Genomic DNA, 25,333 nt, shown 5'->3' with positions numbered 1-25,333 from the left:
TGCTAACTGGTATAGACAACTATATAAATGGATGATATCTTATTACTTGATAAAACGTTTTCATCAATATTGAAGGAGGATTTACTATATGCTGAATTTTTTACAACGGATCGGAAAGTCGCTTATGTTTCCGATTGCCACCCTGCCTGCAGCAGCATTATTGGTCAGGCTTGGGATGGACGATATGTTTGGTATTCCATTTATGACTGCGGCAGGGAATGGAATACTGGAAAACCTTGCTCTCATTTTTGCGATAGGTATTGCCATGGGATTTGCGAAAGACGGTAGTGGGGCGGCAGCTCTGGCTGGCGCGGTCGGATACCTTGTACTGACAAACGGGATCACCGCCATCAATGATACGATCGATATGGGAGTGTTTGCCGGAGTAATCGCAGGAGTCATTGCTGGATTATTGTATAACCGCTTTAATGATGTTAAATTCCCTGAATTTTTATCATTCTTCGGCGGAAAACGGTTTGTTCCGATCATTACATCCCTCGTCATGGTCATTTTATCGTTCGTACTCGGATATTTGTGGGTATATCCACAATATGCGCTTGATGCGGCGACCGGCTGGATCTTAAACGCCGGAGAAATTGGTGCTGGTATTTATGGCGTTTTGAACCGTCTGCTCATTCCTGTCGGTCTGCATCACGTTATCAATACATTTATATGGTTTGATTTCGGTACATTCACAACGGCGGCGGATGCCGTGGTTCATGGTGAAATAAATCGTTTTCTCAACGGGGATCCGAATGCGGGCTATTTCCTTGCCGGCTTCTTCCCAATTATGATGTTCGGCCTTCCGGCTGCATGTCTTGCCATGTATATGGCTGCAAAGAAGCACAGGAAAGCAGCTGTCGGTGGGATGCTCTTAAGTATCGCCCTTACATCTTTCCTGACCGGGGTTACAGAACCGATTGAATTTTCGTTCATGTTCCTCTCCCCCCTTCTTTATGTCGTCCACTCGATCTTAACAGGGGTAGCTATGGCGTTAGCCTACGCGTTTGACATCCGTCACGGTTTTGGATTTTCTGCCGGATTGATTGATTTTGCACTTAACTACAACATTGCAGAAAACCCGGTTTCTTTGATCTTGATCGGATTAATCATGTTCGTCCTGTATTTCGTATTGTTCTATTTCCTAATTGTAAAACTGGACTTAAAGACACCTGGACGGGAAGACGAAGAGGATATTATGGAGGAAGAACAGGAAGAGAACGCCTACGATAAGAAGGCAGCCCGATATCTTCATGCACTCGGTGGTCCAGATAACATCGTCTCGCTCGATTATTGCACGACTCGACTGCGCCTGCAGATGGCAGATCGGGAAGTAGTGGATGAGCAGGCATTAAGACGATTGGGTTCCAAAGGAGTCATGAAAGTCGGTAAAACGAATGTACAAGTTGTTGTTGGCACAACGGTCGAATTCTTGGCATCCGCCATGCAGAAACAAATAGAGACCGGCTTGCTTCCTTTATCGGATTCTGAAAAGGAAAAGGCCGGAACGATGGAACAGGTTGAATCCGAAGGTTATACACTGGAGTCCGATGAATTTCAGATGCCTGTGGATGGAAAGATTCTGCCGCTGACCGAAGTTCCCGACCAGGTTTTTGCTCAAGGTATGATGGGGCAGGGATTTGCTGTGGATCCGGCAGGGGATGTTTTCTGCTCGCCCGTCGACGGAGAAGTAGTTCAAGTTTTCCCGACGAAACACGCCGTCGGAATCGTAATGAATAACGGATTAGAGATTCTCATTCATGTAGGGCTGGATACGGTCAAACTGGAAGGGAGAGGGTTTGAAAGTCTCGTAAATGCCGGGCAGAAAGTGAAGAAAGGAACGCCGCTGCTTCGTGTTGATTTAAATTATGTCTCTAAGCACGCACCTTCTCTAATTACACCGATTATATTTACGAATTTAAAAGAGGAATCATTCCAGCTTTTAGCTACGGAGGATAAGATGCAGGGAGACAAAGGTCTTTTATCGATAAAGTAAGGGAGGATAATCGTGACAGATATCATGCAGATCCACAACGTCAGAATCGTTACGGATAACGAGGTTATAGATAACGGCACCATTCAAATAAAGGAGGGTAAGATAGAAAAAGTCGAGAAGGGGACGATCGCTCCTCAAGGAACCGTCATTGATGGAAGAGGGAACACGTTAGTGCCGGGGTTTATAGATGTTCATGTGCACGGTGCGGCCGGGCACGATGTCATGGATGCTTCGCGTGAAGCTTTGGAGGGTATGGCATTAAAGCTGACCGAAGAGGGAACGACTGCGTTTCTTGCCACGACGATGACCCAGTCCAAAGAAGCGATCGAAAAAGCGCTTGAAAACGCCGGAGACTATATCAAATATGGGCAGTCCCCTGGAAATGCAGAAGTAATCGGCATTCATTTAGAAGGTCCCTTCATTAATGAGAACAAAGCGGGTGCACAGCCGGTGGAGCACATTATTCCACCATCTTCCACATTATTTGATAAGTGGCAGGAAGTGAGCCGTGGTAACATCCGGCTCGTCACAATGGATCCGGAATCAGAAGCTGGGCTGGAACTATGCCGCCACCTTTCTTCGGTAGGTGTGACAGCATCTATTGGTCATAGTGAAGCGACGTTTGATCAGGCAGTTAAAGCTGCAGATCACGGAGCGAGTCACGTCACTCATTTGTTCAATCAGATGAGTGGTTTCCACCATAGAGAACCGGGAATCGTTGGTGCTGCTTTCCTTGATAAAAGGTTGAAAGTGGAAATAATTGCGGATTATATTCATGTTCATCCGGAAGCTGTTCGAGCGGCTTATCAAATGATCGGGCCGGACAGGCTGATTTTGATTACCGATGCAATGCGGGCTAAGTGTTTAAAAGATGGAACGTATGACCTGGGGGGACAATCCGTCTATGTCTCCGGAAAAGAAGCAAGATTAGAGGACGGCACCCTTGCCGGCAGCATCCTTCGTTTGGAAGAGGCTGCGGAAAAGATAAAAAAAGCCATGAAGATGAGCTGGCATGACTTTGTCCGGATCACCTCCCTTAATGCAGCAGAACAAACAGGAGTAGCAGATAAAAAAGGGACGATTACTGTTGGAAAAGATGCGGATATTGTTCTCCTTAATGACCAAACACAGGTGAGTATGACAATTTGTAAAGGCATTATTGCATATGACAGGAGGGGTAATGGTGCAGTTGATCATCGTCGATGACTATAAAAAAATGAGTGAACGGGCGAAAGATATTATTGTCCATCAAATTGATAAGAAACCGGAAACTGTACTTGGGCTTGCGACAGGGGGTACACCGATTGGAACGTATAAGGAGCTTATCCGTGCAAATGGAGAGAACACAGTGGATTTCTCCAAGGTTTCAACGATCAATCTTGATGAATATATCGGTTTAGATGAGGAACACCCAAAGAGTTACCGGTATTTTATGAAAAATGAGCTGTTTCTTCATATAAATATCGATGAAGCAAACACCTATGTGCCAAAGGGTACGTGTGAAGATTTGGATAAGGAGTGCAGGCGGTACGAATCCTTAATTGAGGACATCGGTCCCCCTGATCTGCAGCTCCTCGGAATCGGGGAGAACGGTCATATCGGCTTCAATGAACCCGGCAGCAGCATGGAAAGCGAAACACATGTGGTGGAACTGACCCCCTCTACCCGAACAGCGAATGCCCGTTTTTTCAATACGAAGGAAGAGGTCCCTACCCATGCGATAACGATGGGCATCCGCTCCATTATGAAGAGTGAACGAATACTCCTGTTGGCTTCCGGCAAGAGAAAGAGGAAGGCTATTGCCCGTTTATTGGAAGGAGAAGTCGACGTGAATTTTCCAGCTTCCATTCTTATGAATCACCCCAATGTTACGCTGATTCTGGATAAAGAAGCATACGGAGTGGAGGAAGGAAACGATGCTTGATAAGAAATCACCTCTTCCGATGTACTATCAGATCGAAGAAGATATCAAAGGAAAGATTGAATCAGGGCTGTTTGGTGTTGGGAAGACGATACCATCCGAAAGGGAGCTGAGTGAACAGTACGGTGTTAGCAGAATGACGGTAAGACAGGCCGTTTCCAATCTTGTAAATGAAGGGGCTCTGTACCGGGAAAAAGGAAAGGGTACCTTCGTTTCTGAGAGAAAGATCGAGCAGCCTCTTACGGGAATGACAAGCTTCACCGAAGATATGAAGAAGCGTGGAATGACAGCAACGAGCAGACTGATCGGATTTTCCGTCATCCCTGCTCCTCCGGACATAGCCAGAAAGCTGCATTTGGAACAAGGAGAAGAAGTTTATGAAATCCAGCGTATACGGTTTGCTGATGGGAAGCCTATGGCTGTTGAACGGACGTTCCTCCCGATCGCTCTTGTGCCGGGAGTAGATGAATCGATTGTAATGGGATCTTTATATGAACATATAGAAGAGAATCATGACTATAAGATCGACAAAGCGACACAGGTAATTGAAGCGACGACTGCAGATCAGGAGCAGTCTGAGCTTTTGGCCATTCCTTACGGGGCAGCTGTTCTTCATATAGAAAGGCTTAGTGTCCTTACAAATGGGACCCCTTTTGAAGTGGTGAAATCTTCCTACCGCGCCGACCGATATAAATTCATCAGTGAAATACACCGGACGTAAGGAGGGAAGGTCTATGAGCTATTTACTTAAAGTAATTCAGAAACTGAAAGACTTGGAACAGACGGGCATCCCGGAGAAATTGTCTGAATCTCTGGCAGACAGAATACAGGCCGGAGGGATTATCTACATGTTTGGCTGTGGTCACTCCGGACTGCTGGCGCAGGATGCATTTTACCGTGCTGGAGGTTTGGTACCTGTCAAACCGATTTTTATCGAGCCGCTGATGCTGCACCAAGGGGCACTACAGTCATCCAATAATGAAAGGACGGATGGATTTGTCCTTTCGTATTTAGAGCAGGAGACCATCACAGAGAAAGACGTGATGGTCGTGTTTTCCACATCCGGAAGAAATCCTGCACCGATTGATGCAGCTATGTTTGCTAAAGAATCCGGTGCCTTCGTTCTGTCCATTCAATCGCTCTATTACACTTCCTCTCAAGAATCCAGGCATGTATCCGGCAAACGCTTGGAGGATGTAGTCGATGCCGTAGTCGATTCTATGGTGCCGGTTGGTGATGCCGTGGAAGAAAGAGAGAACCTGGATACGAAGTTTGGACCCGTCTCCTCTGTCCTTGGATCGGCCCTTTTGCATTATTTGATGGCAAATGTGATGGATGTGCTGCTGTCAAGAGGAATGGAACCGCCGATATTTAAAAGTGGAAATGTCGATGGTGCGGACGATCATAACTCCCGCTTGATCGAAAAATACAAGGGGCGGATTTCATTTTAATGAATTCTCTAGTAAAATGAGGTGCAATACAAAATCCTAATTTGAAGGTGTTAATAATGAAACATATCATCATAGGAGCAGGGATACTTGGTGCCTCTACAGCTCTCCATTTAGTAGAAAAGGGAGAGGAAGTCGTGATTATCGATCGGTTCGAGCCGGGGCAGGCAACAAGAAACGCCGCTGGTATTATCTGCCCCTGGTTAACAAATAGAAGCAACAAGGACTGGTATGAACTGGTTATCCGAGGGGCTGCATACTATGAACCGCTCGTTGAACGGCTTGTTGAATACGGAGAAAGAGAAACCGGCTACCGAAAAACAGGTGCCATTAACCTATTCGATACGGATGAAAAACTGGATCGTAAATACGACCTTGCAGTTGAACGCAGACGAGAAGCAACAGAGATGGGAGAGTTGTCCAAGCTGACAACAAAAGAGACGAGGGAGATGTTCCCGTTGGTGTCCGAGTCTTATCGTGCCCTTCATATAAGTGGTGCCGCAAGAGTGAACGGCGACAAAGTTGCCCAAGCCATGCTGAATGCTTCCGTGAAATTAGGGGCAGCGTATATAAAGGGAGATGCACGTTTACTCATGCATAGTGGAAATGTGGAAGGGGTCGAAGTCAATGGTCGGACCATTAATGCCGACAGGTACCTCTTGACCTCTGGAGCATGGATGAACCAGCTTTTTCAGGATGTAGGGCTTAAATCGAACGTCCATTTTGAAAAAGCTCAGATCCTGCATTTTGAAATGCCTGAGTTTGCGACAGAGAATTGGCCGGTAGTACTGCCACCTTTCAATCATTATATCCTTTCCTTTGATAAAGGGAAGATTGTGGTCGGGGCAACAAAAGAAAAACGCAGTGACTTTAATGTAGACGTAACGGCAGGAGCTGTTCATCAATTGTTGGACAAAGCACTTCGAGTGGCTCCGGGTCTGGCGGAGGCAGCTCACGTCGAAACAAAGGTCGGATTCCGTCCGTTTACCAAGGGGAATACACCTGTCCTCGGAAACGTTCCCGGGATAGAAAATCTGATAGTCGCAAATGGACTTGGAGCCTCCGGGTTGACCAGCGGTCCTTATGTCGGTTTACAGTTAGCAAACCTTGCATCGGGAAACACCGTTGATTTGCCATTAGAGAACTACCCTCCATCCTCTTTATTTTTATAAACTTCCATACCACTCTCACCACAGGAAACCTTTTTAAAGGGGTACTGTGGTGATTTTTAATATACGATAATTTAATTATGTAAACGAAGATATAAGACAAATGGTTTGTCTTATATCTCAGGGAGAGGCCCGCTAGCGTTGAATGGTTGGATGTATGCAGCATGAATGAAGGGATAGGAAGAAGAATGGGTCCGTTTATGCACTCTTCACGGTCGCTCCTTGTTGACTTGCTGCTTTCAATAAGGTCATTTTGTCCGAGTTTGTCAGTTTGCTCCAAATACCCACTTTAATTTTCATCATTTTTTCCTCCTGTAATGGAATTAGTATGGTGGCTTTTGGCGAACAAACAGGTCCAGTTTGTTAATACTTAGCATATACCGTCATTTCAGAAATTTTAAACAACAAAAATATCTACAAAATTCGATTCCTTCTCCAATTCTTAAGAAGGTTATAGTACCTGTACGTCGAATATGTATATATGCAAAGGGGTATGAACACCACCTTTGACATTTTGTTATTAGTGAAGGGGGAAGCTGGATGATTTCTTATCAAGTTCAATCGGAGAAAGGGTTTACGGGAAAAGTCGGTGAACTCGTCTGGATGCTGGAACACACCCGTGCGATCACAATCCAGGAAGTAGCGGATCTTAGTACGGAAGAACTTGATTGGTCCATGGAGGGCGGAAATTCTATCGGTGCGCTTCTCTCGCACATAGCTGCTGTCGAATATGTCCACCAGCTCATTAGTTTTGAACAGAGGGACATGGATGAATCGGAAAGAAAAGAGTGGGGGGCAGCACTCGAACTTGGGGAAAAGGCAAAACAGCATGTGCATGGCATGTCTATCGACGATCTTCTGGATGTATTGGAAGCGACGAGGGATCAGACGCTGGACTACCTCAAGGGTAAAAATGATGACTGGCTTTACAAAGAAGATGTATGGTCAAACGGAGTGACCTTTAATCATTATTATTTATGGTTTCATGTGTTGGAAGACGAGATTAATCATCGAGGTCAAATAAGGGCATTGATTCGTTCCATGAAGGAGAAGAAAGTTTCTTCCTGAATCATATTAAAAATGCAGGAGACGGTGAAAACTGTCTCCTGTTTATGCATGTACATGTTAAAGAGAAGAACCTGTAATCCTGAACAGCTTCTACTGTCGATAACAGAAGAGCAAATCAAGCAAGAAAGGACGGGGAGAAGGATGATACACCGGTTCATCGACGGTCATAACGATACCCTGCTAATGCTGGAAGATGGGGTGGATAAATTTTTCAAGGGAATTCCTAACGGCCATTTAGATTATTCAAAGGGTATGGCGGCAGGTTTTGCGGCAGGTTTCTTTGCGGTGTTCTGTCCCAATCCCGACACAGATCCTGCTCAGGTGACTTACAAAACGGAGCAGGGGTATGAGAAATCCTTTCCCGCTTCTTTGGATCCTGATTATGCTTGGAAAATTGCCAATACGTTAATTTCCCGATTTTATCAGCTGGAGGCTTGCTCTGAGGGGAGGTTTAAAGCCGTTCGAACGGTGGAGGATTTGGATAAAGCATGGAATGGAGAATGGATGGGCGGGATACTTCACATGGAAGGAGCGGAGCCGATTGATGAGGGGCTGGATGCTCTGCATGTTTATTACCATGCAGGACTCCGCTCCCTCGGGCCGGTTTGGGCTAGGAAAAATATCTTTGGAGAAGGCGTCCCTTATCGCTTTCCATCCTCTCCGGACACCGGGCCGGGAATAACGGAGGCTGGAAGGAGGCTCGTGAAGGTATGTAATGCTCTTGGTGTGATGATTGATTTATCTCACATAAACGAAAAAGGTTTTTGGGACATTGCCACGCTGACAGACGCCCCGCTTGTCGCAACCCATTCAAATGCTCATGCCATTTGTCCAATATCCAGGAACCTGACCGACCGGCAGCTGGATGCGGTCAAAGACAGCGGGGGGCTCGTTGGTGTCACTTACAGCACCAGCCCCAACATGGTGACAGAAGACGGTGTCAATAGACAGGATGTAGCGCTTTCTGCAATTGTAAAACATATTCATTACATGATCGAACGGATGGGCATTGACCACGTCGCACTTGGATCAGACTTTGACGGCACGCGGATTCCATACTCAATGCATGATGTGACGGGTGTTCCAAAGATCTTAAGAATACTGGAGAAGGAAGGAATGACAGAGGGGGAAATCTATAAAATTACACAAGGTAACTGGAGGAGAGTTCTTTCGAATACTTGGAAGTAATGATGGAGATAGACACATGAAATACCGGTGTGTGCCCAGAAACAAAAGAGAGCGCACACCGGGAAATATGGTTATCTGTGTTGTTGATAAGTAATGTCTTTTGTAAGGGATTGAATATTGTTGTACTCCGCATCGGAAAGAGGAGCTGCTTCCAAAAAAGTGAGGTTCTGTTCCAACTGTTCCACAGAGCTTGCACCAAATACGGCTGTCGTAACGGCCGGATGATGAAGAACATATTGGAGGGCAACAGCTTCCGCACTTTTTGAAGTGTTGCTTACTTTTTTCCAATCACGAGCGATGGACATCACTTCATCAGCATCATACTCAAGGATGCCGTCGCCTGCTTTATCGCGCGCTTTTTCTATTCCACGGTCAGAGAGGATGCCTTTAGCAAGAGGGCCGCGTGCCAGGACGCTGATCTCATACTCATGGAGCAGGGGAAGGATCTCTTCCTCCGGCCTTCGATCGAGAGCGCTGTACTGCATCATGACGCTGGCAATCGAGGATTTCTCTGCAAATTGCTTTATCACATTCGGACGAATGGAGGATATGCCGTATTCCCTGATCCACCCTTCTGATTTTAAATCTTCGAACGCTTCGATTGTCTCATCAATCGGGTCATCAATGGTACCGCCGTGAAGCTGGTATAAGTCGATATAATCCGTTCCTAACCGTTTTAAGCTGTCTTTGACGCTGCTTTTTATGTGTTCTTTGGATGGATCCCATGTCCAACCTTCTTCCCCCGGTGTAAAACGGTTCCCTACTTTCGATCCGATAATTAAATCCTGGCGGCGTCCACGGATCGCTTCCCCTATTAATTCTTCATTCTTTCCGTAATCGTAGAGGTCTGCGGTGTCCAAATAGTTCACCCCGCTGTCAATGGCCCGGTCGATGATTGATTTTGCTTGTGCTTGATCGGTTCCGAGGGACATGCAGCCAAGGCTGATTTCAGATAAATACAAATCTGTTTTCCCTAATTGACGTTTATTCATAGAATCATCCTTTCTTGTGAGTACTGGTAGTTGTGATGCTTTGTCTCTGCCTTTCCTATGTTAAAATGAAGAAAGAGTTTAGAGAGGATGAGCATCTTGAGTAATTTTGAAGAGAAAACATATAAAACAGAAACAATCTATAAAGGGAAGATCGTTCAATTAGATATTGACAGTGTAACATTACCCGACGGGAAAACATCTAAACGGGAATTGATCAAACATCCGGGCGCCGTTGCGGTCATAGCTCTAACGGATGAAGGGAAACTGATCTGCGTCGAGCAATACCGGAAACCACTCGAGAAGAACCTCGTAGAAATCCCTGCCGGAAAACTGGAACCGGGAGAAGATCCGAAGGCCTGCGCGTTAAGGGAATTGGAAGAAGAGACGGGTTACACGAGCGATGACTTAAATCTTATCACTTCCTTTTATACTTCACCAGGTTTCGCTGATGAAATCGTCCACGTCTATTTTACCGATCGTGTAGAAAAATTGAATGAAAAGCCTGCAGGGGATGTGGATGAATTTGTGGAACTGATGGAAATAACCGTAGAAGAAGCGGAACAGTTGGAGAAGGAGCAGAAGATCCACGATGCAAAGACCGCTTATGCGATTCTTTATTTAAAATTAAGAAGGAATGGATAAGAATGAAAGATTACTTTGTCGATCTTCATGTTCATATAGGGAGGGACTGGGAAGGCGGCCCTGTTAAAATTACCGGATCAAAAACGCTCACACTCACAAACATTTTCCTGGAGGCCAGCAGACGAAAAGGCCTTGATTTGATCGGTATTATCGACGCTCAGTCACCCGCTGTTTTGGATGAGGTGGAAGATTTGATCGATCGGGGATATGCGGAAGAAGTTTCCGGAGGGGGAGTGCGCTCCGACAGCACCACCCTCCTCTTAGGTTCAGAAGTGGAAATATATGATGCATCCTGTCAGGGTCCCATTCACGTTCTCTGCTATTTTCCTACCATAGATACGATGCGTCGATTCAGCTTATGGCTTTCGAAGAAAATGAAAAATGTCAGCTTAAGCTCTCAGCGCTTTTATGGTACAGCGAGAGAACTGCAGACTTATGTTAGAGAAAATGGCGGCCTTTTTATACCTGCCCATATTTTCACTCCATTCAAAAGCCTTTACGGTAAAGGTGTAAAAAAGTCGTTGAGAGAGATCCTTGATTCTGATAAAATCGATGCGGTTGAACTTGGATTGAGTGCAGATACGGAGATGGCTTCCCAGTTAGCTGAACTCGCTCCTTACACCTATGTTACGAATTCTGACGCGCATTCTCTTGGTAAGCTTGCCAGAGAGTATCAACTGGTAAGAATGGATGGATTGTCATTGGAAGAATTAAAGCTTGCATTACATAGAAAAGATGGACGCCGTATCGTCGCCAATTATGGTATGGATCCGAAAATGGGGAAGTATCATAAAACCGTTTGCGGAAACTGCCTGCATCCGGTGACGGCAACCGGCTGTACATGCAGAAAAAGCCGTCTGGTTAAAGGTGTTTCCGAAAGAATTAAGGAACTGTCGGACGAGGGACAGGTAACAAAGCGCCCTCCATACGTGTATCAAGTGCCTCTGGAAACGCTGCCGGGTATAGGAAAGCAAACGTATGAAAAACTCCTTGCTGCTTTCGGGTCTGAGATGGCCGTCATTCATGACGTTCCATCTGTGGAACTGGAAGAAATCGTTTCCTCCTCCATCGTCCACTATATCATTCAAATGAGAAAGGGAGAGCTTGATATAGCTGCCGGCGGAGGCGGTAAGTTCGGAAAGATCCATTAATATAGAAGGTCCTTGGTCTACTTTTTTCTTTTCGCTCATAGATTAGTCATAGAATGAGTGGACAGAAGGGTGGAGAAGTGACGATGCAGCACGGAGTGAGAATGGTTCAAAATGACGTCAAGACACACATGAATATATTTGTGTTTATCTTTGTGCTATTCATTATGGGAATGGTCTTTGGAGCGGTCATCGTAAACAGTATGAACTTTGTTCAGAAACAGGATCTTTTCTTTTACTTGGAGCAGTTTTTCGAGCAGCAGACGTCCGTGGAAGGTTCGAGCAGAGCGGTTCTGTGGCAGGACAGCATCTTATACCATATGAAGTATATGCTGCTGCTCTTCCTTCTCGGTATCTCCGTAATAGGAATGCCGATCATTACGGTTCTTCTTTTCATCAAAGGACTCGTTATTGGTTTTTCGGTCGGCTTTCTAGTAAATCAGATGGGTTGGTACGGGCTTGTCATATCTTCTGTTTCTATCGCACCGCAGAATTTGATCATTATACCCGTTTACCTGATTGCTGGGTCGCTGGCATTGATATTCTCCTTGACTCTGTGCAGGCAGCTTTTTATACGGAAGGTGCACCAACCTATTTTGAAAGCGTTCGGTAGATACAGCGCGTTGTTCGGAGTCTTGCTGATTATTCTGCTTGTAGCATCACTGATCGAGGTATTCGTATCTAATTCCGTGTTGGAATACGTACTGAAGTGGATTTATAAATGATTAAACTATCACTTAATAATGATTATCGTTAACAGATAATAATCATTATAATTTGACACTCGTTCTGTCTCTGAATTATAATGAGAATGCAATTGCGAGGGAGGGACGAACGATATGGAACATCGTATAGAGAAAATTAAAAAGCAGCTACATTCCCAAAGTTACAAATTGACGCCTCAACGGGAAGCTACCGTCCGTGTTTTATTGGAAAACGAAGAAGATCACTTAAGTGCAGAAGATGTTTACCTCCTCGTAAAAGAGAAAGCACCGGAGATAGGATTAGCGACCGTATATCGAACACTGGAATTATTATCCGAATTAAAAGTAGTAGATAAGATTAATTTCGGCGATGGAGTATCAAGGTATGACTTGAGAAAAGAAGGAGCCGAACACTTTCATCATCACCTCGTATGTATTGAGTGTGGATCAGTGGAAGAGATTGAAGAAGACCTGCTCGGTGATGTGGAAAAGATCATTGAAGGCCAGTGGGGCTTTGAAGTGAAGGACCATCGATTAACGTTTCATGGTATATGCAGGGTCTGCCAGAAACAAGCAGTCGCGGTTTCAACAAGCACAGAAACTGAAGAGTGATAGAATCGCCGCTATGAGTATGCATAGTGGCTTTTTATTTTGTTATTCTATATTTACAAAAAGCATGAAATCGTGTACGTTAGTGCTAGATGGAACGGAAAGAGGACGGTTTTCTTACCTATGGCGTCTCCATTGATTATTTACGTATAATCAGCAGGAATTTAGGCATATCCTTAATCAAGGTATGATTAAAGGAGATGGAAATTCATGTCTAAATTTCAGCACGGGCTGAAGGATTTACTGAAAGTCCTCATTGTATTTACCATCTGCACTTGTATATTCTACATGGCGCTTCGAATGGTCCATGGAGAATACGAAAGGCAGCATCGGTATGATCCTCCGGGGGGAGCGGCGGTCAAAGTCTATCAACCTGCCGAGCAATCGTGGACGGATCGGTTATCGATATTTTTCCAATTAGGAGAGTAGATCGACAATGCAATTCGCTTTGGAAGATTTTTTTCATTATTTGACTGTCGAACGCGGCCTGTCCCCGAATACGATTCAATCGTATAAGCGCGACCTTACTCAATACCGTTCGTTCATGGAGGAACGGGAAGGGATGGAGAACTGGGGGCAGATTACGAGGGCGCACATCATGAAATACATGCATCATTTAAATGACCAGGACCGCTCTGCTGCCACTGTTGCCAGGTTTCTTTCTTCCATCCGTCTTTTTCATCAGTTTTTAATTAGAGAAAAAGTGACAGATCAAGATCCGAGTTTACATATTGAAACTCCAAAGAAGGAACGAAAGCTTCCAAAGGTTCTTTCTTCAGAAGATGTAGAGAAATTGCTGAACATTCATGCGAAAGACCCGCTTTCTGCGAGGAATAAGGCGATGTTTGAAATGCTCTATGCTACCGGCCTCCGCGTGACGGAGCTCGTTTCACTTAAAGTGAGTGATCTGCATTTGACGATGGGGTTTGTACGGTGTCTTGGAAAAGGATCGAAGGAAAGAATTATTCCTTTAGGTGATATGGCTAAAGAAGCTGTGGAGCATTACCTTGAAGCTGGTCGTGGATCGTTAATAAAGCAAAAAAAGACGGAAGAGCTTTTCGTGAACCATCACGGGAATGCGCTCTCCCGGCAAGGATTCTGGAAGATACTGAAAGCGGTTGCTAGGGAGATGGGTGTGAACAAGGAGCTGACTCCGCACACGCTGCGCCATTCGTTTGCCACGCATTTGCTGGAGAACGGGGCAGATTTGAGGGCGGTTCAAGAGATGCTTGGACATGCGGATATTTCCACGACTCAAATTTATACGCACGTTTCGAAAACAAGATTAAAGGATGTATACCGCTCTTATCATCCCCGTGCGTGAGATAATTTTTTTATTTTTAGTTGTCTGACATCCTACAACTTAATTTGTGGGGTAAATATTCTTGAAATTGGGAAATTAAACATTAGGAGGGATCATCAATGGATGCATTCAAGCGAGTATTTGTAATCGTAATGGATTCTGTCGGAATCGGGGAAGCTCCCGATGCCGAGAAATTTAATGATAAAGGAGCCGACACCCTCGGTCATATTGCCGAACATATGGGGGGGCTGAAAATGCCTGTGATGGGCAGTCTCGGGCTCAGTAACATCAGAGAAATCAAAGGTATTGATCCAGTAGATCATCCAAAAGCCCACTATACGACGATGGTGGAAGCTTCTAACGGAAAAGATACGATGACCGGACACTGGGAAATCATGGGTCTGTATATCGATCAGCCGTTCCGAACATTTCCAAATGGGTTCCCGGACGAATTACTGGATCAAATCAAAGAGAAAACCGGACGTGGGATTGTCGGAAATAAACCTGCATCCGGAACGGAAATTCTCGATGAGCTCGGCGAGCATCATATGAATACAGGCGATTTGATCATCTATACGTCTGCAGACTCGGTCCTGCAGATAGCAGCTCATGAAGAAGTCATCCCACCGGAAGAGCTTTATGAAATCTGTGAGTTCTGCAGAGAACTGACTAAAGATGAAAAATACATGGTGGGTCGTGTCATTGCTCGTCCATTTGTCGGTAAACCAGGTGCATTCGAAAGAACGTCTAATCGTCATGACTATGCATTGAAGCCGTTCGGCCGTACGGTAATGAATGAAATGGCAGACAACGGCCTTGATGTCATCGCGATTGGAAAGATATCAGATATATATGACGGGGAAGGGGTAACGGAAGCGATCCGCACGAAAGATAACATGGACGGGATGGATCAACTGGTAAACTCCATGGATAAGGAGTTCCAAGGCATGAGCTTTTTAAATCTGGTGGACTTTGATGCGAAATATGGTCACCGTCGTGATCCCAAAGGATACGGAGAAGCTCTGGAAGCCTATGACGCCCGTCTTCCGGAAGTGTTGGATAAAATGCGTGAGGATGACCTGTTGATCATTACGGCAGATCATGGAAACGACCCTGTTCATCACGGGACGGATCATACGAGAGAGCTCGTGCCGCTTCTTGTTTGTCATAAGGGAATTCAAGAAGGAACGGAGATCGCGCAGCGTCGTACGTTTGCTGATATAGGGGCAACGATATCTGATAATTTTTCCATTACCTTACCGGAATACGGAACTAGCTTTTTGAAAGAAATTAAATAAAGGGGAGTAGAAAACATGGTTCAAACGAAAATCAAGGAAGCATCATCATTTATACGGGAGCAGTTAACTCATCAACCGACCGTTGGACTTATTCTTGGATCGGGCTTGGGTGTTCTGGCTGACGAAATTCAAAACCCCGTCACAATCGCTTATAAGGAAATTCCACATTTTCCAGAATCGACGGTGTCCGGACATAAAGGACAACTCGTGATTGGAGAGCTTGAGGGCAGGCAGGTAATCGCTATGCAGGGCCGTTTCCATTATTACGAAGGCTACAGCATGCAGCAGGTGACCTTCCCTGTCAGAGTTATGAAGGAGCTTGGCGTTGAGACGCTGTTCGTCACGAATGCGGCTGGTGGAATTAACGAAACGTTCCAGCCTGGCAACTTGATGATTATTACGGACCATATCAATAATATGGGAAATAGTCCGCTGATCGGGCCGAACGATGAGGATCTTGGGCCCCGCTTCCCGGATATGTCGGAAGCTTATGACCGTGACTTGATCCAACACGCACACCAATCGGCAGAGCGCCTTAATCTTAAGGTTCAGCAGGGAGTTTACGTCGGAAATACCGGACCTGCCTATGAAACCGGTGCAGAAGTCCGCATGCTCCGTACACTTGGTGGAGATGCTGTCGGTATGTCAACGGTGCCGGAGGTAATGGTAGCGAACCATTCCGGGATGCGTGTACTAGGCATTTCCTGTATTTCTAATATGGCAGCGGGCATTCTTGACCAGCCCCTGACCCATGACGAAGTGATCGATACGACAGCACAGGTAAGGGAAGACTTCCTCGGTTTTGTTAAAGATCTTCTTCGTGGTCTTCCGGCTTAAGAGCATTTAAACATTTGCGGTGCTCCTGCCTGTGTTGAGAGCACCGCTGATAATTCTAATTCCTAAAAAGTAAAGGGTGGATGCGAGATGCGTATGTATGATGTGATCGTTAAGAAACGCGATGGTGGAGAATTGACGAAAGAAGAAATTGAATTTTTCGTTGATGGTTATACAAAAGGCGAGATACCGGATTATCAAGCTTCTGCACTAACGATGGCTATTTATTTCCAGGGGATGACGCCGGAGGAAACAGCAACATTGACACAGGCTATGGTAAATTCAGGAGAAACGATCGATCTTTCCGCCATAGATGGCAAGAAAGTGGACAAGCATTCCACCGGTGGTGTAGGGGACAAGGTTACATTCATTGTTGGACCGCTCGTAGCTTCCGTAGGGATACCGGTTGCGAAAATGTCGGGACGCGGACTGGGTCATACCGGTGGTACGCTGGATAAACTCGAATCTATAGAGGGTCTCGAAATCGAGATGACAAAAGAACGCTTTATTGAAAACGTAAACAAACATAAATTAGCAGTAGCGGGGCAAACTGGAAACCTTGCTCCTGCCGATAAAAAGCTTTATGCTCTTCGTGATGTGACAGGTACCGTGAACTCCCTTCCCCTTATTGCAGGGTCTATTATGAGTAAGAAAATCGCATCCGGTGCGGATAGTATTGTGCTCGATGTGAAAACCGGTTCCGGAGCATTCATGAAAACATTGGAAGATTCTGAGGCGCTCGCGCGTGAGATGGTGGATATCGGCAATAATCTTGGCAGACAAACAGTCGCAGTAATTAGCGATATGAACCAACCGCTTGGATTTGAAGTGGGTAATGCCAATGAAATTAAAGAAGCTGCAGAAATCCTCCAAGGTAAAAGAGTAGAAGATTTACGGGAGCTTTCCTTGGAAATCGCTTCCCATATGGCGGTTCTTGCAGAAGTATTTGCCTCCTATGAGGATGCCTATGCTGCCTTAGAGCAAAATATTGAGAACGGGAAGGCATTCCAATCCCTTCGTACCCTTGTAGAATCACAGGGGGGAGACGTTTCTATGATTGATAATCTTGATCTGCTCCCCAAAGCAAAATACGAAGTCGCGGTCGAGGCGGAGGAAGCGGGATATATCGCTGCCATTGATGCAGAGTCAATCGGTATTGCTGCCATGTACCTTGGTGCGGGGCGTGCGACCAAAGATGACGAGATTAATCATGGAGTAGGAATTACATTGAAGAAAAAAATTGGTGATCCAGTAAAAGCTGGAGAGGCCCTGGTTGTTCTGTTGAGTGATGTTGAAACTCCTCAAGACTCCATTGATAAAGTGAAGGAAGCGTACACAATCGCACAAGAAAAAGTTTCTAAACCAAAGCTGATTCATAACATCATCAAGTAAAACAAATCCCGGCAGGCAGTGCCGGGATTTTATCGTTTTCAGCTTATCGTTCTTTTGTTTTCTGTAGTGAAAATCACGTTTTCTTTAATTTCCCAATCTACAACCTTCCATATTATTTTCAACGTCTCTGCGGGGGCGTTGTTTGTATTTGTGCAGTATTTTTTCCCTTATGTATAGAAGATGCTGGTAAGGGAAGAATAGGGGCACTTAAAGCCAATGGGAGGTCTTGTTTATGCGAAAATTGATTGGTACGATCGCCGCAGTTTTCTTTCTTTTGACTGTCATGCCGGGAACGGTTTCCTTTGCCGAGGAAAAAGCAGCTTCCGACATCACTCAATCAGCGAATTCCGCTGTACTTTTGGAAAAAAACAGCGGAATGCTGCTATACGATAAAAATGCGGACAAACAGCTGCCGCCTGCCAGTATGACGAAAATTATGACGCTGCTTTTGATCATGGAGGAATTAGAGACCGGTGGTATTAAACTCAACGAAAAAGTAAGAGTCAGTGAACATGCCGCCTCCATGGGGGGATCGCAGATCTTCCTTGAAGAAGGAGAAGAAATGACGGTGGAGGAAATGCTGAAAGGAATCGCTGTAGCCTCTGGAAACGATGCCAGTGTAGCGATGGCAGAAAGAATTGCCGGCAGTGAAAAGGCGTTTGTTGACCGGATGAATGAGAAAGCCAAGGATCTTGGATTAAAGAATACCCAGTTTAAGAATCCAACCGGTCTACCGGCAGAGGGTCATTACAGCACGGCACATGATATGGCTGTCATGGCAAGAGAACTGCTGCTTCATGAAGAAGTGACGAACTATACGAAAATATATGAAGATTACTTAAGAAAAGGTACAGATCAGGAATTTTGGCTTGTTAATACCAATAAATTGATCAAGTCCTATCCAGGCATGGATGGTTTGAAAACGGGTTATACATCAGAGGCCAAGTACTGCTTGACTGCATCTGCTACCAGGGACGGGATGCATATGATTGCGGTGGTCATGGGTGCTGAAAATCCAAAGAAAAGAAACGCGGATATTACAAGCCTTTTAGATTATGGTTTTGGACAGTATGAAGCTGTCAAACTCCATTCCAAGGATAAAGCAATGGACGTGGTGACGGAAACAAGAGGGAAACCGCGTCAAATTAAGCTGTATCCTGAGAAAGACGTGGTTGTATTAAAGAAAAAGAATGAAAAGAAAGCCGATTACCAGACAGAATTGAAGAAGGGCGGACAGGTCGACATTCCTATGGATAAAGGGACGCACATGGGGTGGGTAGCCGTTAAGAAAGACGGGAAGGAAGTGGCTAAAGTGCGTCTTGAAACGAAGGATCCAGTAAAGAGAGCGAGTATTCTTGAACTGTGGGAGCGTTCCTGGAGGAATTTGACGAGCTTTCAGAGGTTTTAGCATTTTTGGGCTAGTATTGTTTTCATGCAGGAAATAGAGGTGGAAAATACGAAAGTCTTAGTGTGACTCTTATATCGTATGAGGAGGGGAACCACTTGAGTCTTCGTGTACAATTTGCTGTGAATGAAAACGTATTGCTTGTTCGTCTGGATGGAGAGTTGGATCATCATGAGGCTACCCAGCTTCGAGAGAAGTGGCAGACACATTTAAAGAATCCCGGAGTCGAACATGTAATCGTCAATTTAGAGAAGTTGTCCTTTATGGACAGCTCCGGACTTGGAGTAATGCTTGGCCGTTACAAAGAGGTTCAGGCGAGAGGGAATGAAATGATGCTTTGTTCCATACGTCCTGAGGTGAAACGACTGTTCGATATGTCGGGAATGTTTAAAATCATGAAGCATGTTGAGGACGAAGCGACTGCGCTTGAGGTACTGGGGGTGGCATCATGCGAAATGAAATGACCATCGAATTCACGAGTATCAGTGCCAACGAATCTCTGGCGCGTGTATCCGTAGCAGCTTTTATCAGTCAAATAAATCCGACGATGGAAGAACTGACGGATATTAAAACGGTCGTATCAGAAGCCGTAACCAATGCAATTATTCACGGGTATGAAGAGAAAGCGGATGAAAAAGTTCTTTTAACCTGCGCTATTGAAGGGGAAGAGATTGAATTAATTATCCAGGATCGTGGGCGCGGCATTGAGAACATCGATATGGCGAAAGAACCTTTATACACCTCAAAACCCGAGTGGGAAAGGTCGGGGATGGGTTTTACAATTATGGAGAACTTCATGGACCAAGTCGATATTACATCAGAGCCGGGGATGGGGACAACGATTCGTATGACGAAACAATTGACCTCCTCCCGTGCTCTATGTAATTGAGGGACTGCGAATGAGCGATACGACAAAGGAACGTCTGTCCGACAAAGATGTCAAAGACTTGATAAAGAAGAGTCAGTCCGGGGATCATAAGGCGAGAGATTTCCTTGTCGAGAAGAACACGAGGCTCGTTTGGTCTGTCGTGCAGCGCTATTTGCGCAGGGGATATGACCAGGATGATTTATATCAAATCGGATGCATCGGACTTTTGAAATCGATCGACAAATTTGATTTGAGCTATGATGTCCGTTTCTCCACATATGCCGTACCCATGATAATCGGGGAAATCCAGCGTTTCATCAGGGATGACGGGAGTGTGAAAGTAAGTCGGAGTCTGAAAGAGCTTAATCATAAGGTGCGTGCGAAGAAAGAAGAGCTGCTCAAAGAGAACGGACGCTCTCCTACGGTTAATGAACTCGCCGATGCCCTTGGACTTACAACAGAAGAAATTGTTCAGGCAGAAGAAGTAGGGCGCTCGCCGCAGTCGATCTATGAGACGGTTTATGAGAATGAAGGAGATCCAATCACGCTTGTCGATCAAATTGCAGAAGAGGATAACAATTGGTTTGACCACCTTACCCTGCAGGATGTCATGAGCAGACTGGATAAACGTGAGCGGTTGATCATCTATCTCCGCTACTATAAAGACCAGACGCAGACGGAAGTAGCAGAACGTCTTGGAATTTCTCAGGTTCAGGTCTCGAGATTGGAAAAAAAGATCCTCGCAGACATGAAAGAAACGATGACCGATACAAGTTGAGACTGTACCCAGTGGGGTGCAGTCTTTTTTTGTTTGTCCAAACCCTCATCTCGGTGATTCTGTATGATTTCACCCAACACACACATAATAAGTGCAACAAATCAATCCAGGGAGGCGAATGATATGACGCCGATCTATATCCGCATGAAGCAGTCGATTTATGTCCCGCCCGGTGCGGTCATCCGCCTCTCGGATATCGCGCGGGTCGTGGGTCCCGGACGTCACTTGGAAGAAGTCGAACACATGGAACTTCATCAGGTTACTAAAGAGGATCAGAATATCGTGGTGATCGACTCATTCATGGTCATCGAACAAATACTAGCCGGAAATCCGGACGTTGAGATCGAAATGATTGGACCGAGCCAGTGCGTAGTCCATGTAGAGGATCGAAAGAAAGAACCTTCACCATTATTGATCGCAGGAATCTGGATTTTGTTATTCATCGGTGCAGCGATGGCAATCATGAACTTTCACTACGATGTCAGCATGGAATCCGTTCAGCAGAAGCTTCACTTTATGTTGACAGGAGAAGAGGAAGAGCACCCGTTGTGGATCCAGGTTCCATATTCCATAGGACTGGGGGTCGGTATGATCCTCTTCTTCAACCACTGGTTCCAGAAGCGGTTTAATGAAGAACCGAGTCCAATGGAAGTGGAGATTTTCAATTATCAGGAAGACCTCGATCATTATGTGGCCATCAAAGAAAATAAGGTGGAAAAACAGGATGTGGATCATTGAAATATTGATCGGTCTAGCTGCGGGCATCGCGGTCGGGACAGGGTTCGTCGCTTTTCTGACGGTGCTTGGAATCGTTCCCCGGCTGATGCAGTTGAGCCGGTCGCAATCCAAACTCCGTGTTTACGAGACCGCTATTATCCTGGGTGTTTTCTGCGGCATCTATTTATCCTTTGGAGACGTGCCTGTCCATATGTCTCTGGTCGGAATCATAATTTGGGGTCTCTTCCATGGCATATTCATCGGGATGCTCGCTGCTGCATTGACAGAAGTGTTGAACGTATTTCCCTTGTTGTTCAAGCGCATAGGAGTAGATGGCTTTTTGTTTACGTTATTAATGGCGTTAGTGCTGGGGAAAATAGCAGGTTCCTTGTTTCAATGGATTATATTCGTTAAATGAGCATCAGGAGGTTACATCATGGAAAAGCAAACGATGAACGAGAAGAACTTTGAAAAGGTAAGTAAAACGTATCAGCCCAAACCGCCCATCGTCATGAATTGCCTCAAAGCTTTCATCGTAGGAGGGCTCATTTGTGTCTTTGGTGAGCTGATCAGCCAGATGTATGTGCATTGGTTTGACTTTAAAGAAGAGAATGCAATGAATCCCACCGCGGCGACGCTTATTCTACTCGCTGCGCTGGCGACGGGTTTTGGTGTCTATGATAAACTCGGACAATTCGCAGGAGCGGGTTCTGCCGTGCCGATTACGGGTTTCGCCAACTCCATCACTTCCGCAGCCTTGGAACATAAATCGGAAGGACTGGTGCTCGGCGTTGCTACGAACTTATTTAAGCTTGCGGGTTCCGTCATCGTCTTCGGTGTCGTTTCTGCTTACGTGCTGGGAATCATTCGTTATTTGTGGTCGATTATATTTTAGGAGGTAAACATTATGGGAAAAACAGGAAAGCAATCGTGGTCTTTCAATGATGCCGTCTACCTCCAGTCGACCGGAACATCTGTAGGACCGATGGAAGGGGAAGGCCCCCTGAAAGAAACATTCGATATTATTCATGAAGAGCTGCACTGCGGAGAAGCTAACTGGGAACTCGCAGAACGAAAACTGATGATGGAAGCTGTTCATACAGCCTTTCAGAAAGCTGGTGTCGATCAATCCGCTATCGACCTCTTCCTGGCTGGGGATCTGTTGAACCAAAACGTGACAGGAAACTATGTGGCGAGACAGCTTGGGATTCCGCTCATCGGAATGTTTGGAGCTTGCTCGACAAGTATGGAGACGCTGGCAACCGGAGCAGCTCTTGTGGAATCCGGTTATGCGAACCAAGTGCTGGCGGCCGTCAGTTCCCACAACTGTACAGCAGAAAGGCAGTTCAGGTATCCGACAGAATACGGAGGACAGAAGCCGAAAACCGCGACGTTCACTGTGACAGGCAGCGGCGCGGCCATTCTTTCCAGAGTCCCTTCGGAGGTGAAGGTGGAAGCGGCCACTATCGGGAAAGTCATGGATTACAGCATCAAGGATCCGTTCGATATGGGCTCAGCGATGGCTCCTGCGGCCTGGGATACGATTAAGACACATCTAGAAGATATGGGGAGGATGCCTTCGGATTACGACTTGATTGCAACAGGAGACCTCTCGTCTGTCGGTACTCCGATCCTTCGTGATTTAATGAAGCAGGACGGGTACGACATATCAGATGTTCATAAGGACTGCGGTAATCTCGTTTATCACAGTGACCAGCCGGTTTTTGCCGGGGGAAGCGGGTGCGCTTGTTCCGCGGTCGTTACCTACGGAAAAATTGTTCAGGATTTAAAAGCAGGTAAGTATAAGCGTGTCCTTATTGTAGCAACGGGTGCCCTCATGAACCCGATGATGATTCAGCAGAAAGAATCGATACCTGGCATCGCACATGCCGTCGTATTAGGAAAGGGGGAACCGTCATGACTTTTTTGTGGGCTTTCCTGGTGGGCGGAGGCATTTGTGTCATTGGACAAATTCTGTTTGATGTATTTAAACTGACGCCCGCACACGTTATGTCCTCTTTTGTTGTAGCAGGGGCGGTCCTCGATGCCTTCGATCTTTATGATAACTTAATTGAATTTGCCGGCGCAGGGGCGACCGTACCGATTACGAGCTTCGGGCACTCCCTCCTGCACGGGGCAATGGAGCAGACGGAGGATCACGGACTGATCGGAATTGCCATAGGAATCTTTGAATTGACATCTGCCGGGATCGCTTCTGCCATCCTGTTCGGATTCATTGTCGCTGTGTTTTTTAAGCCGAAAGGATAATGCTATAGCAAGGAGATGAAGTGATGCCTGAACAACAAAAGACGCCGATTGTCATGAAGCTGGAGCAGAATCGCAGGATTATGAATGAGCGTGTCGGGGTGGAGCAGTCCTTTGATATCGGGTTCCGCACCCTTCACGTTTTCGATCATGAAGTAAATATCTATTACGTGACAGGTTTGTGTGAAACACCAATTATCGTGGAATTGATGCGGCAGTTGTTTGAAATAAATGAGACAGCAGACAAGAAAATGTCCATTTTTGAAAGGATTAAAAGCGATATTCCACACCAGCAGGTGGAAGAAGCCGATGATATGGAAAAGTGTATTACGCAGCTTTTATCCGGTCTGATCGTCATTTTTATCGAAGGAGAGCCGAAAGCGTTTATTGTGGATGTTCGTTCTTATCCTGGACGGACACCGGAAGAGCCGGATACGGAGAAAGTCATACGCGGTTCTCGTGACGGATACACAGAAAATATCATAGAAAATACAGCACTGACGAGAAGGAGAATCCGGGATGAGCGGCTCCGTCATGAAATCATGCAGGTCGGAGAACGAAGCAAAACGGATATCTGCCTCTCTTATTTACAAGATGTAGCCGACCCGGGTCTCGTTCAATTGATAAAGAAAGAAATTCAAAATATTGATATCGACGGGCTGACAATGGCGGACAAGACATTGGAAGAATACCTGGTTAATCAGGGAAGGAACCCGTTTCCTCTTGTGCGTTATACCGAGCGTCCGGATGTCGCTTCTGCTCATTTGTTTGAAGGGCATGTATTGATCATGGTCGACACATCCCCGAGTATGATTATCACGCCGACGACTTACTTTCACCATGTCCAGCATGCAGAGGAATTTAGACAATCACCCGCTGTTGGTACATTTGTGCGATGGGTAAGGTTCTTCGGTATTTTCTCTTCCGTTTTTTTACTTCCATTATGGATGCTGTTCGTTATGCAGCCTGATTTATTACCAGAGCCTTTATCATTCATAGGGCCGAATGAAGAAAGCGCCATTCCAATCATTTTTCAAATTTTACTCGCCGACTTAGGTTTGGAGATGCTGAGGATTGCGGCTATTCATACTCCGACCCCGTTATCGACGGCCATGGGGCTGATCGCTGCCGTATTGATTGGACAGATAGCGATCGACGTTGGGATGTTCGTGCCGGAGGTTATCTTGTACGTTGCGGTCGCCGCTATTGGCTCGTATGCGACACCGAGTTATGAGTTGTCGGTTGCGAATAAAATGGCGAGGATCACGCTGGTCATACTTGTTTCCGTCTTCGGAATAAAAGGATTATTGATTGGTTTTATGGCCTATATCCTATTGCTGGCCCATACGAAATCGCTGAACACGCCGTACCTATGGCCGTTTCTTCCTTTCAACTTAAAAGCCGCCATGCAGATTGTTTTCCGTATGAGCATGCCGACTCTCAAAGTACGTCCGAGCGTCGTTCACCCGCAAAACAACCAGCGACAAAAATAATCGTATTGCCGGTTCTTTAGCAATGTGATAAATTAAAATAAATCTGAAAATGTCCTTTGATGTCAAAGGACATTTTATTTTTAACAAACACATCC

Annotated in this window: 28 protein-coding genes; 27 read left to right on the top strand and 1 reads right to left on the bottom strand. The window is 45.7% G+C overall.

The window, feature by feature from the left end; genetic code table 11:
* Positions 1–88 precede the first annotated feature (88 nt).
* From nagE to M662_RS10735, 8 genes are all read left to right on the top strand, one after another.
* Positions 89–1,996, top strand: coding sequence for an N-acetylglucosamine-specific PTS transporter subunit IIBC (gene nagE / locus M662_RS10770; RefSeq protein ID WP_026577308.1), 1,908 nt, complete (start codon positions 89–91; stop codon positions 1,994–1,996).
* 12 nt (positions 1,997–2,008) lie between these two features.
* A complete protein-coding gene (gene nagA, locus M662_RS10765) occupies positions 2,009–3,202 on the top strand; it encodes an N-acetylglucosamine-6-phosphate deacetylase (RefSeq protein WP_026577309.1) in 1,194 nt (397 codons plus the stop codon).
* Positions 3,180–3,920, top strand: coding sequence for a glucosamine-6-phosphate deaminase (gene nagB, locus M662_RS10760; RefSeq protein ID WP_026577310.1), 741 nt, complete (start codon positions 3,180–3,182; stop codon positions 3,918–3,920). Before nagA ends, nagB begins: the two co-directional genes overlap by 23 nt.
* Positions 3,913–4,638 carry a GntR family transcriptional regulator gene (locus M662_RS10755; protein ID WP_026577311.1) on the top strand — a complete coding sequence of 242 codons (726 nt, stop codon included), beginning with the start codon at positions 3,913–3,915 and terminating at the stop codon, positions 4,636–4,638. The genes nagB and M662_RS10755 overlap by 8 nt, the downstream gene beginning before the upstream one ends.
* 13 nt (positions 4,639–4,651) lie before the next feature.
* Positions 4,652–5,368: a sugar isomerase domain-containing protein gene (locus tag M662_RS10750; protein ID WP_026577312.1), complete on the top strand. Its 717-nt coding sequence runs from the start codon at positions 4,652–4,654 to the stop codon at positions 5,366–5,368.
* A gap of 53 nt (positions 5,369–5,421) precedes the next feature.
* Entirely contained in the window at positions 5,422–6,537 is a 1,116-nt protein-coding gene (locus tag M662_RS10745; RefSeq protein WP_369815265.1) for an NAD(P)/FAD-dependent oxidoreductase, read from the top strand.
* A 537-nt stretch (positions 6,538–7,074) separates the two neighbouring features.
* Positions 7,075–7,602: a DinB family protein gene (locus M662_RS10740; protein ID WP_026577314.1), complete on the top strand. Its 528-nt coding sequence runs from the start codon at positions 7,075–7,077 to the stop codon at positions 7,600–7,602.
* A gap of 141 nt (positions 7,603–7,743) precedes the next feature.
* Entirely contained in the window at positions 7,744–8,790 is a 1,047-nt protein-coding gene (locus tag M662_RS10735; RefSeq protein ID WP_008640164.1) for a dipeptidase, read from the top strand.
* Between the two features lie 71 nt (positions 8,791–8,861).
* On the opposite strand, the gene M662_RS10730 is transcribed toward M662_RS10735, so the two are convergent.
* The gene (locus tag M662_RS10730; RefSeq protein WP_008640163.1) at positions 8,862–9,782 is read right to left on the bottom strand and encodes an aldo/keto reductase; all 921 of its coding nucleotides are present in this window, start codon (positions 9,780–9,782) and stop codon (positions 8,862–8,864) included.
* A 96-nt stretch (positions 9,783–9,878) separates the two neighbouring features.
* On the opposite strand from M662_RS10730, the gene M662_RS10725 reads away from it, so the two are divergent.
* From M662_RS10725 to M662_RS10635, 19 genes are all read left to right on the top strand, one after another.
* Positions 9,879–10,424: an NUDIX hydrolase gene (locus M662_RS10725; protein ID WP_008640162.1), complete on the top strand. Its 546-nt coding sequence runs from the start codon at positions 9,879–9,881 to the stop codon at positions 10,422–10,424.
* A 2-nt stretch (positions 10,425–10,426) separates the two neighbouring features.
* Positions 10,427–11,575, top strand: a complete 1,149-nt coding sequence (locus tag M662_RS10720) for an endonuclease Q family protein (RefSeq protein ID WP_026577316.1) — start codon at positions 10,427–10,429, stop codon at positions 11,573–11,575.
* A 53-nt stretch (positions 11,576–11,628) separates the two neighbouring features.
* On the top strand, positions 11,629–12,297 hold the full coding sequence (gene spoIIM / locus M662_RS10715; RefSeq protein WP_235601466.1) for a stage II sporulation protein M: 669 nt from the start codon (positions 11,629–11,631) through the stop codon (positions 12,295–12,297).
* 114 nt (positions 12,298–12,411) lie between these two features.
* On the top strand, positions 12,412–12,888 hold the full coding sequence (gene fur, locus M662_RS10710) for a ferric iron uptake transcriptional regulator (RefSeq protein ID WP_008640158.1): 477 nt from the start codon (positions 12,412–12,414) through the stop codon (positions 12,886–12,888).
* A 207-nt stretch (positions 12,889–13,095) separates the two neighbouring features.
* Complete coding sequence (locus M662_RS10705; RefSeq protein WP_008640157.1) at positions 13,096–13,314, top strand: YqzK family protein; 219 nt, start codon at positions 13,096–13,098, stop codon at positions 13,312–13,314.
* A 7-nt stretch (positions 13,315–13,321) separates the two neighbouring features.
* Positions 13,322–14,209 carry a site-specific tyrosine recombinase XerD gene (gene xerD / locus M662_RS10700; protein WP_008640155.1) on the top strand — a complete coding sequence of 296 codons (888 nt, stop codon included), beginning with the start codon at positions 13,322–13,324 and terminating at the stop codon, positions 14,207–14,209.
* 98 nt (positions 14,210–14,307) lie between these two features.
* Positions 14,308–15,486 (top strand): phosphopentomutase, encoded by a 1,179-nt coding sequence (gene deoB, locus M662_RS10695; RefSeq protein ID WP_026577317.1) that lies wholly within the window; start codon positions 14,308–14,310, stop codon positions 15,484–15,486.
* A 15-nt stretch (positions 15,487–15,501) separates the two neighbouring features.
* Positions 15,502–16,323: a purine-nucleoside phosphorylase gene (locus M662_RS10690; protein ID WP_026577318.1), complete on the top strand. Its 822-nt coding sequence runs from the start codon at positions 15,502–15,504 to the stop codon at positions 16,321–16,323.
* Positions 16,324–16,410: 87 nt separating this feature from the next.
* Positions 16,411–17,712: a pyrimidine-nucleoside phosphorylase gene (locus M662_RS10685; RefSeq protein ID WP_026577319.1), complete on the top strand. Its 1,302-nt coding sequence runs from the start codon at positions 16,411–16,413 to the stop codon at positions 17,710–17,712.
* Between the two features lie 232 nt (positions 17,713–17,944).
* Complete coding sequence (locus M662_RS10680; RefSeq protein WP_026577320.1) at positions 17,945–19,120, top strand: D-alanyl-D-alanine carboxypeptidase family protein; 1,176 nt, start codon at positions 17,945–17,947, stop codon at positions 19,118–19,120.
* Between the two features lie 95 nt (positions 19,121–19,215).
* On the top strand, positions 19,216–19,581 hold the full coding sequence (spoIIAA, locus tag M662_RS10675; protein WP_008640150.1) for an anti-sigma F factor antagonist: 366 nt from the start codon (positions 19,216–19,218) through the stop codon (positions 19,579–19,581).
* Positions 19,566–20,006 carry an anti-sigma F factor gene (spoIIAB, locus tag M662_RS10670; RefSeq protein ID WP_008640148.1) on the top strand — a complete coding sequence of 147 codons (441 nt, stop codon included), beginning with the start codon at positions 19,566–19,568 and terminating at the stop codon, positions 20,004–20,006. Before spoIIAA ends, spoIIAB begins: the two co-directional genes overlap by 16 nt.
* 10 nt (positions 20,007–20,016) lie before the next feature.
* Complete coding sequence (sigF, locus tag M662_RS10665; protein WP_026577321.1) at positions 20,017–20,763, top strand: RNA polymerase sporulation sigma factor SigF; 747 nt, start codon at positions 20,017–20,019, stop codon at positions 20,761–20,763.
* 123 nt (positions 20,764–20,886) lie between these two features.
* Positions 20,887–21,501: a stage V sporulation protein AA gene (locus tag M662_RS10660; protein WP_008640138.1), complete on the top strand. Its 615-nt coding sequence runs from the start codon at positions 20,887–20,889 to the stop codon at positions 21,499–21,501.
* Positions 21,488–21,898, top strand: coding sequence for a stage V sporulation protein AB (locus M662_RS10655; protein ID WP_008640131.1), 411 nt, complete (start codon positions 21,488–21,490; stop codon positions 21,896–21,898). Before M662_RS10660 ends, M662_RS10655 begins: the two co-directional genes overlap by 14 nt.
* An 18-nt stretch (positions 21,899–21,916) precedes the next feature.
* Positions 21,917–22,375 carry a stage V sporulation protein AC gene (gene spoVAC / locus M662_RS10650; protein WP_008640130.1) on the top strand — a complete coding sequence of 153 codons (459 nt, stop codon included), beginning with the start codon at positions 21,917–21,919 and terminating at the stop codon, positions 22,373–22,375.
* A 12-nt stretch (positions 22,376–22,387) separates the two neighbouring features.
* Positions 22,388–23,401 carry a stage V sporulation protein AD gene (gene spoVAD / locus M662_RS10645; protein ID WP_008640129.1) on the top strand — a complete coding sequence of 338 codons (1,014 nt, stop codon included), beginning with the start codon at positions 22,388–22,390 and terminating at the stop codon, positions 23,399–23,401.
* Positions 23,398–23,748, top strand: a complete 351-nt coding sequence (gene spoVAE / locus M662_RS10640; RefSeq protein ID WP_008640128.1) for a stage V sporulation protein AE — start codon at positions 23,398–23,400, stop codon at positions 23,746–23,748. The genes spoVAD and spoVAE overlap by 4 nt, the downstream gene beginning before the upstream one ends.
* 23 nt (positions 23,749–23,771) lie before the next feature.
* Positions 23,772–25,238, top strand: a complete 1,467-nt coding sequence (locus M662_RS10635) for a spore germination protein (protein ID WP_026577322.1) — start codon at positions 23,772–23,774, stop codon at positions 25,236–25,238.
* Positions 25,239–25,333: the final 95 nt, after the last annotated feature.

This window comes from Bacillus sp. SB49 (genome assembly GCF_000469135.2).
Classification (GTDB): Bacteria; Bacillota; Bacilli; order Bacillales; family Halobacillaceae; genus Halobacillus.
This window is presented reverse-complemented; position numbering and strand designations above follow the sequence as displayed.